Annotated in this window: 12 protein-coding genes; all 12 read right to left on the bottom strand. The window is 47.2% G+C overall.

Annotated features, from left to right (window positions below; all coding sequences use genetic code 11):
- Positions 1-68: 68 nt before the first annotated feature.
- The 12 genes from serC to F4V51_RS29370 all read right to left on the bottom strand — a co-directional run bounded on the left by serC (position 69) and on the right by F4V51_RS29370 (position 13599).
- Positions 69-1157, bottom strand: a complete 1089-nt coding sequence (serC, locus tag F4V51_RS09015; RefSeq protein WP_153977719.1) for a 3-phosphoserine/phosphohydroxythreonine transaminase — start codon at positions 1155-1157, stop codon at positions 69-71.
- A gap of 229 nt (positions 1158-1386) precedes the next feature.
- On the bottom strand, positions 1387-2811 hold the full coding sequence (gene glnA, locus F4V51_RS09010; RefSeq protein WP_095288270.1) for a type I glutamate--ammonia ligase: 1425 nt from the start codon (positions 2809-2811) through the stop codon (positions 1387-1389).
- Positions 2812-3213: 402 nt separating this feature from the next.
- Positions 3214-4278, bottom strand: a complete 1065-nt coding sequence (gene aroF / locus F4V51_RS09005; protein WP_095288271.1) for a 3-deoxy-7-phosphoheptulonate synthase — start codon at positions 4276-4278, stop codon at positions 3214-3216.
- Positions 4279-4514: 236 nt separating this feature from the next.
- Positions 4515-5468 carry a 4-hydroxy-3-methylbut-2-enyl diphosphate reductase gene (locus F4V51_RS09000; protein ID WP_153977718.1) on the bottom strand — a complete coding sequence of 318 codons (954 nt, stop codon included), beginning with the start codon at positions 5466-5468 and terminating at the stop codon, positions 4515-4517.
- A gap of 67 nt (positions 5469-5535) precedes the next feature.
- Positions 5536-6996, bottom strand: a complete 1461-nt coding sequence (locus tag F4V51_RS08995; protein ID WP_095359077.1) for a sensor histidine kinase — start codon at positions 6994-6996, stop codon at positions 5536-5538.
- A 1-nt stretch (position 6997) separates the two neighbouring features.
- Complete coding sequence (locus F4V51_RS08990) at positions 6998-7687, bottom strand: response regulator transcription factor (RefSeq protein WP_095288273.1); 690 nt, start codon at positions 7685-7687, stop codon at positions 6998-7000.
- 188 nt (positions 7688-7875) lie between these two features.
- Positions 7876-9555 (bottom strand): S1C family serine protease, encoded by a 1680-nt coding sequence (locus F4V51_RS08985; RefSeq protein ID WP_153977717.1) that lies wholly within the window; start codon positions 9553-9555, stop codon positions 7876-7878.
- A gap of 147 nt (positions 9556-9702) precedes the next feature.
- Entirely contained in the window at positions 9703-10365 is a 663-nt protein-coding gene (locus tag F4V51_RS08980; protein WP_153977716.1) for a response regulator, read from the bottom strand.
- Entirely contained in the window at positions 10362-11399 is a 1038-nt protein-coding gene (locus F4V51_RS08975; RefSeq protein ID WP_201281190.1) for a HAMP domain-containing sensor histidine kinase, read from the bottom strand. The genes F4V51_RS08980 and F4V51_RS08975 overlap by 4 nt, the downstream gene beginning before the upstream one ends.
- A 3-nt stretch (positions 11400-11402) precedes the next feature.
- A complete protein-coding gene (liaF, locus tag F4V51_RS08970) occupies positions 11403-12437 on the bottom strand; it encodes a cell wall-active antibiotics response protein LiaF (RefSeq protein ID WP_153977715.1) in 1035 nt (344 codons plus the stop codon).
- A 180-nt stretch (positions 12438-12617) separates the two neighbouring features.
- Positions 12618-12836 carry a hypothetical protein gene (locus tag F4V51_RS08965; RefSeq protein ID WP_153977714.1) on the bottom strand — a complete coding sequence of 73 codons (219 nt, stop codon included), beginning with the start codon at positions 12834-12836 and terminating at the stop codon, positions 12618-12620.
- Positions 12837-12948: 112 nt separating this feature from the next.
- Positions 12949-13599 carry a 3D domain-containing protein gene (locus tag F4V51_RS29370; protein ID WP_153980627.1) on the bottom strand — a complete coding sequence of 217 codons (651 nt, stop codon included), beginning with the start codon at positions 13597-13599 and terminating at the stop codon, positions 12949-12951.
- Between the last annotated feature and the right edge of the window lie 119 nt (positions 13600-13718).

Raw genomic sequence — 13718 nt, 5'->3', positions numbered from 1 at the left:
CGTCAATGTGGAAGGCTCTGGAAGGGCTAGATTGGAAGGCTAAGGCCTCTCATCCTTTCCCCTAAGATTTATCCATTTGTCTTCTGAAAGTGGCTCATAAAGTCTGTCAGTGCCTTAACACTCTCATAAGGCGCTGCATTGTAGATGGATGCACGAAGGCCTCCAACACTGCGGTGTCCTTTTAATCCAACGAACCCTTCCTGTTCGGAAGCCTTAATGAATTGTTTCTCCAATTCTTCCGAAGCAAGGCGGAATGTCACATTCATCAGGGAACGGTCTGCAGCATCAACACAGCCGCGATAGAAGTCGCCTGAGGAATCTATTGTATTATAGAGCAATTCCGCTTTCTTGATGTTCTTTTGTTCGATCCCTTTCAGTCCACCTTGTTCTTCAATCCATTTCAGAACTTCATTGACCATGTAAACAGAGAAAGAAGGCGGGGTATTATATAGGGAATTGTTTTCGGTATGTGTGCTGTAACGAAGCATCGTTGGAATCGTTTTAGGCGATTCGCTTACCAGCTCCTCCCGAGCAATTACCACTGTAATCCCGGATGGTCCAAGGTTTTTCTGTGCACCTGCATAAATCATGCCAAACTGATTAAGATCGAATGGTTTACAGAAAATATCACTCGACATGTCAGCAATTAAAGGTACAGATCCCGTGTCCGGGAAAGACTTGAACTGTGTACCCTCGATCGTTTCATTGGATGTCAGATGTACATAAGCTGTGCGGTCAGGCAAACTCAGGTTCGATACATCAGGCAATTTCATGTATTTATCAGCCTCGGAAGAAGCTGCAATGTGGGTTTCACCAACCAGCTTTGCTTCAGACAACGCTTTTTTCGCCCAACTGCCTGTCATGACATAGCTTGCAGTTTGGCCTGCCCCGAGAAGGTTCATCGGCAGCATCGCGAACTGGGTGCTCGCTCCGCCCTGAAGAAATAGTACCTTGTACCCCTTCGGATTGCCTAAGAGCGACAGCAAACGCTCCTGAGCTTCATTATGTACGGACTCGTACACTGCCCCACGGTGAGACATCTCCATAATCGACATGCCTGTGTTACGAAAATCAACAAATTCTGCTTGCGCACGCTCCAAAACCTCCAGTGGCAGTGCCGCTGGTCCTGCATTAAAATTATACGCTCTCTTTGTCATTTTTCCCCCGCCCTTTCCATCCGTAGCTTACATATGAAGTAAATATTATCGCTATGATATCAGTATTCCCTATCCGCATCAAGGGCAATAAGCACTGAAGCGGGCAATTAGGGTCATCAAAATACTTTATCACCCTGCAAAGTTAACGTACTACATCATCCATTCATGGAAAAGCCTCCGAGAGCGAGTCCCGGAGGCTTAAATTGTAGGTACACTTGTTTCGATCGGATTAGCAATCGAAGTAAAGGCTGTACTCGTGCGGATGAATGCGAATAGCTACAGCTTTTGCTTCATCACGTTTGAGGTTGATGTAGTTCTCGATGAATTCTTTCGTGAATACGCCGCCTTCAGTCAAGAACTCGTTGTCTGCTGCCAGAGCATCAAGCGCCTCTTCCAGGGAAGCTGGAACGCTGCGGATGTTTTCTTTGTCAGCATCCGACAAGTCATAGATGTTTTTGTCGAGTGGACCGTAACCAAGCTCAGTTGGGTTGATTTTGCGTTTGATTCCGTCCAGACCCGCCATCAGCATTGCGGAGAATGCCAGGTAAGGGTTAGCAGTAGAGTCAGGCGTACGGAACTCGATACGACAACCTTTAGGTGTCACAGCTGCAACCGGGATACGTACTGCTGCAGAGCGGTTACCTTTGGAGTAAACCAGGTTTACCGGTGCTTCGTAACCAGGTACAAGACGTTTGAATGAGTTTGTACTTGGGTTAGTCAACGCGATCAGAGCTGGTGCATGGTACAGAATTCCTCCGATGTAGTGCAGAGCCATTTCGCTCAGGTTTGCATATCCCGCTTTGTCGTAGAACAATGGGGAATCGCCATCGAAGATGGATTGGTGAACGTGCATTCCGCTACCATTATCACCGAACAATGGTTTCGGCATGAATGTAGCTACTTTGCCATATTGACGTGCTGTGTTATGCACGATGTATTTGTATACAAGCAGGTTATCTGCTGTTTTCTTCAACGTATCAAAACGGAAGTTGATTTCGGCTTGACCAGCGGTTGCCACTTCGTGGTGATGACGCTCGATCGACAGGCCAGCTTCTTCCAACAGACGACACATTTCACTACGGATATCTTGTTGAGTATCCACTGGTGCTACTGGTACATATCCGCCTTTTGTGCGAACTTTGAAGCCCAGGTTGCCGCCTTCTTCCTTGCGGTTCGTGTTCCAAGAGGCTTCTTCGGAATCAACGTAGTAGGAAGAGCTGTTTGTACCACTCTCATAACGTACATCGTCGAAGATGAAGAATTCGGACTCAGGTGCGAAGAATGCCGCTGTACCTACACCGCTCTCTTTCAGGAAAGCTTCAGCTTTAACAGCGATGCTGCGTGGGTCGCGCTCATAGCGCTCGCCATCTGGTGTGAAGATATCACACATAACATTCAATGTAGGGTGTGCAGTGAACGGATCGACATAAGTCGCTTCAGGATCTGGCATCATAACCATATCGGACTCTTCGATTCCACGGAAACCTTGGATAGAAGAACCGTCAAAAGCTACTCCATTTACGAATGTGTCTGCATCAACAGCCGAAGCTGGCAACGAGATGTGATGTGCACGACCAGCTAAATCTACAAAACGAAAATCTACCCACTCGATGTTGTTCTCTTGAATTGATTTCAATACGTTTTCAACCGACATGTATTCGTCCTCCCAAATATTCCGAACAATAAACAACCCCACGAAAGAAAATGTCCATATTCGAATTTTTTTCTGTCGTCATTATAATTTCTTAAACATGACATCGTCAATACTTATGTAAGGTATTTTTTGCGACTATGTTAGCTATACTTACATTTTATAAATCCAATAAATTCACTTAACAACGTATTTAATATACATTTAACCGAGTTAATGCGGTAAAGTAAGCGTAATAACATCCTAAAACATGGGAAAAACATTACATCATAAATGTTTCTTATCACTATTGATTAATAAATGTATTCAATGCCTACTTGATATGAAAAACCGGACATCCCCCTCCTTCATTCTCAAGAATGAAATGAGGGGAAATGCCCGATTGTATTTTGGCTAACTATAAGATTAGACGCCCACTCTTGCCGGGAAAAACTCGGCAGGTTGTTTGGCTGTATTAAACGTTTTGCCCACGATTGGAGCGAGTTTCTCCAGATCCTGAAGCAAGTTGGCGAATTGGTCAGGGAACAGGGATTGTACTCCGTCGCCTGTCATGGAGTTGTCTGGATCTGTGTGCATCTCGATGATCAGTCCATTGGCACCAGCAGCAACAGAAGCTTTCGTCATCGGTTCTACCAGTTCACGGCGTCCTGTACCATGGCTAGGATCGGAAATGACAGGCAGATGGCTAAGAGACTGCAGCACAGGAATCGCCGACAGATCGAGCGTATTGCGAGTATAGGACTCAAACGTACGAATGCCGCGCTCGCAGAGCATTACATTAGGGTTGCCGCCGGCAAGGATGTACTCAGCTGCGTTCAGAAGCTCATCGTAAGTCGCACTGAAGCCGCGTTTCAGCAATACGGGTTTGCCGCATTCGCCCAGCTTGCGCAGCAAATCGAAGTTTTGCATATTCCGAGTACCGACTTGCAGAATATCCGCGTACTCCGCACAAATATCCACGTATTCCGGAGTCATGACTTCCGTGATGGTCAGCAGATCATGTTTCTTGCCAGCTTCAGCCATCATGATGAGCCCTTCTACACCTGTTCCCTGGAAGCTGTAAGGACCGGTACGAGGTTTAAATGCACCACCGCGCAGGACCTGGCCACCAGCAGCTTTCACGAGACCGGCAATTTCATCAATTTGGGCAGCAGATTCAACCGCACATGGTCCACCCATAACGACGAGTTCTTTTCCGCCGATATCCACTCCCTTAATGGAGATGACTGTGTCTTCAGGGTGGAAGTCACGGCTGGCCAACTTGTAGGACTTCGAGATTCTTACGACATTCTCTACACCTTTCATTTGACGAAGATGTTCCTGCATTTTAGGTTCCACCTTGCCAATCAACCCGATAATGGTACGATCTTCTCCGCGGGAGATATGCACCTGAAGCCCTTCCTTTTCAATCACAGCGACGATATCCTGAATCTGTTCCTCCGGTGTTGCCTTACCTGCAATAACGATCATAATTAATTCCCATCCTTCCTTGTATGAGAGCACCCAACTGTTTCGATGTGCATCTGATTATAATTAAAAGTTCTGTCGCGCTTAAACGCTTGTTCGCTTTTAAGCTTTTATCCACTAAAGTAAATATATCATAGTCAGCCATTCTCGTCAAGATGACTACGGGTGTGCTTAATACAAAAAAATCCTGTGCCGCATGCCCAAATTCAGGACTGCAGCACAGGATTCTTCGATTTTTGTTACGTTGTGCGGGTCTTCTCCCGCACTGGGGGCAGCAGTTTGCTCATGTTGACGGTACGCTTGATTTCCCACGTCTCCGGTTGATCATGCTCATATTGCTCCAGATAACTGATAACTTCCTTCGTGATCGGAGTCGGCGTCGAGGCACCTGAAGTTACGGCTACCTTGTTTACCCCTTTCAGCCATTCCTGCTTGATCTCGGACACATCTGATACCCGGTAGGCCGTTACACCCGCAATCTCTTCCGAGACTTGTGCAAGCCGATTCGAGTTGTTACTGCGCGGGTCACCCACAACGATAACCAGATCAGACTGACCGGCCTGCTCAGCCACAGCTTCCTGACGAACTTGTGTAGCCAGACAGATCTCGTTATGAATTTCAGCGCCCGGGAATTTCTCCAGAAGGCGGCTCATGATGTGTTTGATATCCCATTGGCTCATCGTCGTCTGATTGGTAATGAGAATCTTGCCAGCCGGCACATTCAGTGCATCAATCTCTTCTTCCTTCTCAATCAAATGCACCTGGTCAGGCGCAACTCCTATAGCCCCTTCGGGTTCAGGGTGATTCTTTTTGCCGATATAGATGATCTGATAACCTTCAGCCGTTTTCTCCCGGATCAGGTCATGCGTCTTGGTTACATCCGGACATGTAGCGTCTACTGTAGTGAGCCCTTTATCCCGTGCCATCTTGCGCACCTCAGGAGATACACCGTGGGCCGTAAAGATGACCGTACCGCTCTCTACCTGACTCAGGATTTCCATCCGGTTCGGACCATCCAGTGTAATGATGCCCTCATCTTCAAAGGAATCCGTCACATGTTTGTTATGCACAATCATACCCAATATATATATAGGCCGTGGTAAATCAAGATTACGTGCTGCCTGACGTGCCAATACCATGGCATCCACAACTCCGTAACAATACCCTCGCGGCGAAATTCGCAGTACTTCCACTTGGTTGCCACCCGCTTTCTTTTTCAGCATCACTGCCGATGTAATTGCAGTCCAGTCTATTATACCTTTATTCGATAGGTGGAGCAAAGACAACTGGCATCCAGATGATGAAAGTCGTTCCTTCACCGCGTCTGGTCACGACCTCAACAGAGCCCATATGCTCCTCAATAATCCATTTAGCGATGGATAACCCAAGTCCAATGCCCGGTGTAGCGCCGCGGGATTCATCCGCACGATAGAAACGATCGAAGATAAACGGCACCTCATCCTTATCCATACCGATTCCCGTATCACTGATCCGGAGACCAACCTGCCCTTTGTATAGGATGGCGTCAAGCGTTACCGATCCGTCCGGAGTGTATTTGAACGCATTTTCTATGAAAATAAAGAGCATCTGCTGTAGATAGTCTTTGCTGCCGTTCACATAAATTCCATTTAAAATCGATAAATCGCCAACCCGCCATTCCGCGTGGTGATCCAGAAAATGTGCTCTGCGAGCTACTTCTTGCACCAAAATTTGCAGCGGAATCGGATTCAGTTCTATTTTCTGTCCAGTATCGGCCCTTGCCAGTGACAGCATGTCACTAATCAACCTGCTCATGCGTTTGCCTTCATCCGCCATGTCTTCAATCGCTTCAAGCGACATCTCCTTGACGGTTTCCTCGTCCAGATTCGGTCGGTCATTCCCTTCCTGATCCCATAGCTTTTTCAGGAAATCAACATTCCCTCGAATGGTGGTCAAAGGTGTACGCAGCTCATGAGAGGCATCGGACACAAATCTGCGCTGAGCAGCATTGGTCTCCTCCAGGCCTCGGAAGGACAGTTCTGTCCGTTCGAGCATGTTATTCACCGTTTCAATCAGGCGGCCGATTTCATCCTTGGGACCTGTATATTGTATCCGGACACTCAGATCGTCACCAGATTGAATCTGATTGGCTGCATCAATGACGTTGACGAGAGGGCGCATCGATTTGCGGGCAAGAATGAGACCTGAAGTAATGGCCAGTGCCATGGCCACAAGCCAGCCAAAGATCAGAATGTTAAGCAGTGCCTCCAGCAATCGTTCCTGTGAACTTACATTGGCACCGACCTGAAGAAGCCCCCTAATTTCATTGGTTCCCTGGAGAGACAAGGGCTGCTGATTGACCAGGAATGGTGTACCATTCACATATATCTTGGATATCCCACGTTTTTCAAGGATTTCATTCGTTTTCAAAACCGGGAATTGGATGCGAACCTTCTCCATGTTTCCGGAGATTTTGCCAGACTGACTTTGGTAATCCCAGAGTTGGATGTAAATTTGGGCTTCCTGCAGCTGACTTTCGGTAAATGGGTCCAGATCAAGCGTCTGAGATAACGGGTTAACTCCGATCTGGTCTGTAATACGCGCACTCTTCGACTTTAGCTGCTGTTCGACTTCCTGATACGTATTGAAATAAACAAAGGCATAGATTACGACACCCCAAAAAATAAGCACAGCTGCCAAGATGCCAGAATACCATGCGGTTAGTTTTAACCGAATGGACATGTCAGGAGTCACCTCTCAGAATATAACCCGCTCCCCGAATCGTTTGGATTAAGCGTTTGCCTCCATACTCTTCCGTTTTTTGCCGGAGCATCGCAATATATACTTCCAGTACGTTTGACTCCCCGCTATAATCATAGCCCCAGATCTTATCCATGATCAGATCACGTGAGAGTACTCTTTTCGGATTTTGCATAAACAAGTTCAATAGTTCGAATTCCTTCGCTGTCAGCTCAAGACGTTTCCCGTCACGCAGCACTTCACGTGAGTCATTATCCAATATAATATCTTCGTAGACGAGCCGGTTATCCGGCGTTTCTGCAATATCTGATTTGCGACGCAGTAAGGCCCGGACACGAGCAAGTAATTCTTCCAGAGCGAATGGCTTCACCAGATAATCATCCGCTCCGGTATCCAGACCGGTCACCCGGCTCTGAACCTCGTCCTTCGCGGTTAACATAAGCACAGGTACTTTGCTTCCGGCTTCCCTTAATCGGCGACATACTTCGAAACCGTCGATCTGAGGCATCATCACATCCAGCACGACTACATCCGGTTCCTTATCCATCAATTTACTGAGACCCTCAGCCCCATTGGAAGCAGTCTGTACCTCATAACCTTCAAACGCCAGCCCCCGGCGGAGCATGGACACGATTTTTTCATCATCATCCACAATCAAAATAGTTGAGCGCATGGTCTTTCTCCTTTATTCTCACATTTTAATCTCATTGTAACAGCCAGAAGCGAAGTCTGCATCTTGGCCGCATTTTTCGCTTCTCCAAGCTTTTGCTCGGTATCTGTAATGATGCCTTCATTAGGACAAAAAAAGCGAAAGGGCCCTCAAACCCTTCCGCTCTTCTGAATCTCGAACTACCATTCAAGTTATGGTTGTGTTTGCTGCTGTTGATCCGATGTTTGTGAAGTATCATAGTCATTTTTGTTTCCGATTTTAATTTTGACATCCATCTTCTTGCCATCGCGTACCACATTCAGCGTAACTTCGCTGCCGATTTCCTGAGTTTTGATGAAATCAATCAGGTCTTGGCTTGTGCTGTACGGCGTTCCATTCGCACCCGTGATGATATCATAGGCACGCAGATCGGCTTGGTAAGCCGGAGACTGATAGATGGTGCTGGCTACGACAGAACCTTCAGTAATATCCGTTCCCATTTGTTTCGCTACTTCAGGCGTCAGCGCCATCAGGGACGCACCGATGAACGGTACCGGTTCTTTTGGAACTTCTTTATTTTCTTTCAGATATTTCACGGCATCCGAAATGACGCTTGAAGGAATCGCAAATCCAATACCTTGCGCATCAGCGCTAACGGCTACGTTCATACCAATGACTTCACCGTTAAGGTTAAGCAGCGGACCACCTGAGTTACCTGGGTTAATCGACGCATCGGTTTGCAGCAGATGGCTGTATTCGCGGGTTTTGCCTGTTTCTTCGTCCGGAATGCTGATTGTACGTTCTTTGGCACTCAGTACACCTGCAGTTACAGTATGCTCGAACCCTTCTGGGTTACCAATGGCAACAAGCCATTCACCAACCTGTGTGCTGTTTGAGTCGCCAAGCGGAGCAACAGGGAAATCATCGTCACCGCTGTTTTTCTCAATTTTCAATACGGCAAGGTCAAGATCGAAGCTGCTTCCCAGCAGTTTGGCTTCGTAAGGTTTGCTGTTGTTCTCCAGTGTAACCTGAATGACATCTGCACCTTGAATAACGTGCTGGTTCGTCAGGATATATCCTTCTTTGTCAAAAATAAATCCGGAACCAATGCCGAGCGGAACAAGCTGATTGCTTCCCTGCTGCTGCTGTTGGCCTTGGTTGCTATCCGTTCCACCGCTTCCGTTACCTCCGTTACCGAAGAAGTATTGATATAACGGATCACTCATCGTGGATCCACCTTGGCTTCCACTGCGTGTGGACTGCTTAGCCAATGTTTCAATCTTTACAACCGCAGGACTTGTGCTCGTCACTACAGAAGAGACATCCTCTTTACCTGTTGGCAGAAGTGATGCAGTTACATTATTGCTGCTGCCCGTATTCGTAGAAGTCGATTCCTGACTTGTGCTTTGCTTCTCTGCACTTGTTAAGGCTTCTTGCGGAGTAAACATGTTCGTGCGGTCTGCCGTGTACATCAGTACTGTAATGACCAGCATCCCTGCTATAAAGGAAAACAATAATGATCTGACCGAGGAGCGAGGCTTACGGTTGTTGTAGTTCCAGTTTCCATTTCCGTTTTTACCACCGCTGCCACCATCTCCACCGTTTCCGGAACCGCTGCCTCCGTTGCCCCGGCCCGCCTGTTCGGAAGATCCATTATTGTAATACATCGGAAGCGGCTTGACAGGATCGGGTCTTGTGATCTGTACATTGCCCTCTTCACGATTGCTATGACTTACATGACTGCTTGCTGTATCTTCATTATTCACAGACTGAAAAGGCCCATAAGAATAATAGTAAGAGGATTCGTCCGTTCCGGATGTATTGCGGTTATCCGCTTGCTTTGTTTGGTCTTCCTCGTCTTGACGGTTCGGTCTATAATTACGTTCGTCCATGCTTTCTACCTCCCAATCTCTTTTTCACAAGAGATATTCTTTAACTGTCCTTATTTTGTACTTTAAACCTTAACCGTACCTTAAAAACAATTAAAAAGGAGATAAAAGCACGCAATAATAGAACATTTTTCCCGTTAAATCAGCATTTTAGTCCTTGTTCTTCACCCAACCCTGACGATGAGCGTAAATGGCCAGTTGTGTACGATCATCCATTTCACACTTCATTAGTAGGTTGCTTACATGTGTTTTGACGGTTTTGATACTAATATGTAGTTCTTCTCCAATATCTTTGTTGGTTTTGCCTTCTGCAATGAGCAAAAGAACTTCCTTCTCCCGTTCGGTCAGACCGGATTCGTTCTCTCTCGCCGTGCGCTGCCTGATCCCCCGGGTTAATGCCTGGGACACATCTCCCGTCATGACAGGCATTCCCCGATAGGCTCCCTGAAGCGCATAGATTAATTCTTCAGCAGATACAGTCTTCAGGACATAGCTGACGGCTCCCGCCTCAATGGCCTGCACCACCAGATCATCCTCAAGAAAACTAGTAAGCATAACTATTTTGGAACCCGGAAATTCACTCATGATGGCTTGCGTTGCCTCGGCCCCGTTCATGACAGGCATCATCAGGTCCATCAATATAAGATCAGGCATCTCACTTTGATCCAGCTTGCGGAGCTGGTTAAGCGCATCCTGTCCATTTCCCGCTTCTCCCATGACATGAAATGTTGGCTCAAGCATCAGGTACGTTTTCAAGCCCATTCTCACCATATCATGATCGTCTACAATCATTACATTTACTTTTCCGGTCATTCCGTTTCCCCCTCTGGTTCATCCGGGAATTTCGGGATAAGCACCCGTACTGTCGTTCCCGCTCCCGGTTTTGAAATAATCTGGACATCCCCGCCAAGCTTTTCTGCCCGTTCACGCATGGTGGACAATCCATAGGACCCTGGCCGCTCCACTTGCTGCATGAAGCCCTGACCGTCATCGCTTATGCTCATGCTGATCTGATGCTCGCTCTCCCGTATGGACAGACTAACAAGGCCAGCCTCCGCATGCTTCACTACATTGGCGACGGCCTCCTGAATAACAAGAAACAGTTGGTGCTCGATGGCATCCGAGACGCCGCCATCCAGTTCCAACTCTTTCACTCCCTTTAATCCGTTCTGTCTGCAATAATCCGGGAACCATCGATCGAGTGCCTCCGCCAGGTCCCTTCCTTCAAGTTCCACCGGACGAAGCTGCGCAATAAGACCACGCATCTGACGTTGTGCAATATGCGACATTTGGATTAATTGGTCGAGTACTTTGTTTCCGTGCTCCGGATTCATCTCCAGCAGTTTGGGCAGGGAAGACGCTGACATATGAATGGCGAACAACTGCTGGCTGACCGTATCATGCAGATCCCTCGCCATCCGTCTGCGTTCTTCAAGCACCGCTCGTTCGGAAGCCTGTTCTTTTTCGATCACTTCCTGCTCGCCCAGACGCTGGAGCAGTCTCATTTTTTTCTCAATCGAATCCATCATGACGTTAAACTCCTGATATACCCGGCCGAAAGAGGCATCATCTGCCTCAGGCATGCGAACGGCCAAGTTACCCTTGGATACTTTCAGCATATTCAGATCGAGCAGGTCGATTTTGCGCTGAAGCCGCAGTGCAGCAATATATCCGGTAACTATAGTCGCCAGCACAACGACAGCCACATACGTCCATGCGCGCTGTCGTCCTGTTCCCATTAACACCTCTCCGTACAGCAAGTAGAACCCGCCCAGTGTAATCAGCCCGGTCAGGACAAAATACATCATCAGTTCCCACTTGTTGGCCTTGAGAATCGTTCGAATCATGCGTTAACCCACCTTATTTACTTTGACGTCTCCGATAAATACACTTACTACGATCCGAACCTTTTTTCCTGCTTCCCGGTAATGGGAAGTTTCCGCCTGGGCACTGCTGAGGAATCCACCCCGTTTTTGGTTCAACAGCGACATGTCTCCTATAAAGGAGTTCGTGGTGACAGTGACTCCCAGATCCATGTCTTCCGGCACGAATACCTTTACATCCCCAATAAATGAGGAAATGTTGATTTTGGTTTCGCCATAAGGGATTTGGGCTTTCGTCAAGTCGATGACCGTATCACCGATAAACGCCGAGATATTCATTGGTTTAAGGGAGAACACCTCCTGTCCCATATAGAGGTCACCGATAAATGCTGATTTGTTAACGGTGTCTCTGTTGCCGTAATCTCCATATTCACTTCCGTATCCGTCATCACCATAGTGGCTTCCATACCCGTTTCCATCTGGACCATGGGAATGAGAATGATGCTTTTTCTTATGCTGCTGTCCCTGATGCAATTCATCTTCAGCCGCATTGGCGTATGGATCATAATGGTAGTTTTTAGGCTCCTGTTTGGGTTTCCCAAATGTCTTTTCGAATTGCTCATCAAAAGAAGAAGGCATTTCCAGGTCCTCGGAAGACAAGGGCTGATAAGGTTCAGGCGGCGGTGGTGGCTGCATTTTGTCCTGATGTTTGCGATCCCGGCGACGAGGCCCAATCAGAACAAACAGCCCTCCTCCAATTAACATGATTGGAATGAGATAACGAATGAACTCACCCATGGAATAATCAATCCAGCCGAGATTTCGTGACAGGAAGTATCCGCCTATAGCTAGTACAATGACGGGTCCAATCATGGCATAACCGCCATTGCGACGAATTTCAGTCACTCCTTTTACGCCCCACCAGATTAGAAACAGCGGCCAATATGTTCTAAATATATATCCTATATCAATGTCATAACCCAATTGCCGAAACAAAATGATTGCACCAACGGCAATCAACGGTATGCCAACCCACCAGCGGTCTCGCATAGATCGTTTCATCGCTCATGTCTCCTTCGTCTGTATTCTGTACCCAGTGTACCTCAGACAAGGGTTCGATAACAGCGGCGGCAGATGGAATTCGTCTCGGTCTCCAGACGGAGGACTGAGGATATTAATGTAAAATTTATCAAAAACTAAAAACACCCCGGAGCGTTTGCTCCAGGGTGCCTGAATCTTTATTTATTTTTGAAATTTGCCTGCACGGCCTACTTGGCCTGTTTGTCCAGTGTTTTCTACACCGAACTCTGCATTGTATTTTTCATCAGGTGTTTGGAAATTTTCTTGTACTTTGTTTTGCTGGGATTGCTTCACTTTGCTTGCCGCAGTTTCTTGTCCAAACTCTTCATTGTACTTCTCGTTTGGCGTTTGGTACCCTTGTCCTTGTGTTCTTTTAGCCACAACGAATCACCTCTCTCTTCATATTTACGCTGCACTGCTGCTGCGCGGGGTTCGTCCCCAGTCAATATTATGTGAAGAGAGCACTTCAGTTATTCATCCTTAACATCCCAGATTAAACAGCCTTGTCTAACCATGAATCCGGCACGGATTTATACACATCGATCGCTTCAGACAACTCGTCCAGCATCTTTTCCGTGCATTTTCCGTCGCCTTGTTTAATCACCTGTACCTCGACGTCCTTTTTGCCCCATTCCTTATACACTTGCTTCGTGGTCGGAAAATAAAGGTCAATTTTATTACCTTTGATGGCTGAACCTGTGTCCGCCACGATACCGTAACCATATCCGGGAATATAGAGAATGGAACCAAGCGGGAATAATTTGGGGTCAGCAGCAATGGTTGACACCGTCTCTTTGTCTCTTCGTACCTTCACTCCGGAGTAAGTAATACCATACTGAGGATGTTTCGGTCCTTTACCGGTTGACTCTATACCTGCCGTGTAACCCGTTGCGGTCACTTTTTGAGTCCCCAGTACCTGTTCTGAGCGCGGTGCCATTACAGGCATGGATGGGTCGAGTACAAGCTGCTTGCCTGGGACATCCGGTTTAGGAATGACAATGGGCTGTGGAGACCACAATAAAGCCATATAGACCATCGTCGTGACCTGTACCTGATCACTGTATTCATAATCATGGATCGATACCTCGGACTGACTTTCTACATGGCGCGTTGCAGCTTGATTCTCCCGTTTGATTACATGCATTACTTCATTTTCCTCTTCAAATGTATACGCCTCTGCCTGATTCCAGGACAATACCAACCCAATGGAGATGACCATCATTGAAATCAGAACCCGTAATTGTTTTGTTGTCATTGCGTTTT

Source organism: Paenibacillus xylanilyticus (genome assembly GCF_009664365.1).
Classification (GTDB): Bacteria; Bacillota; Bacilli; order Paenibacillales; family Paenibacillaceae; genus Paenibacillus; species Paenibacillus xylanilyticus_A.
This window is presented reverse-complemented; position numbering and strand designations above follow the sequence as displayed.

Excerpts from the sequence above, each read along its gene's own strand:
- serC (WP_153977719.1), bottom strand. The coding sequence starts at position 1,157 with ATGACAAAGAGAGCGTATAATTTTAATGCAGGACCAGCGGCACTGCCA.
- glnA (WP_095288270.1), bottom strand. The coding sequence starts at position 2,811 with ATGTCGGTTGAAAACGTATTGAAATCAATTCAAGAGAACAACATCGAG.
- aroF (WP_095288271.1), bottom strand. The coding sequence starts at position 4,278 with ATGATCGTTATTGCAGGTAAGGCAACACCGGAGGAACAGATTCAGGAT.
- F4V51_RS08995 (WP_095359077.1), bottom strand. The coding sequence starts at position 6,996 with ATGTCCATTCGGTTAAAACTAACCGCATGGTATTCTGGCATCTTGGCA.
- F4V51_RS08990 (WP_095288273.1), bottom strand. The coding sequence starts at position 7,687 with ATGCGCTCAACTATTTTGATTGTGGATGATGATGAAAAAATCGTGTCC.
- F4V51_RS08985 (WP_153977717.1), bottom strand. The coding sequence starts at position 9,555 with ATGGACGAACGTAATTATAGACCGAACCGTCAAGACGAGGAAGACCAA.
- F4V51_RS08980 (WP_153977716.1), bottom strand. The coding sequence starts at position 10,365 with ATGACCGGAAAAGTAAATGTAATGATTGTAGACGATCATGATATGGTG.
- F4V51_RS08975 (WP_201281190.1), bottom strand. The coding sequence starts at position 11,399 with ATGATTCGAACGATTCTCAAGGCCAACAAGTGGGAACTGATGATGTAT.
- liaF (WP_153977715.1), bottom strand. The coding sequence starts at position 12,437 with ATGAAACGATCTATGCGAGACCGCTGGTGGGTTGGCATACCGTTGATT.
- F4V51_RS29370 (WP_153980627.1), bottom strand. The coding sequence starts at position 13,599 with ATGCATGTAATCAAACGGGAGAATCAAGCTGCAACGCGCCATGTAGAA.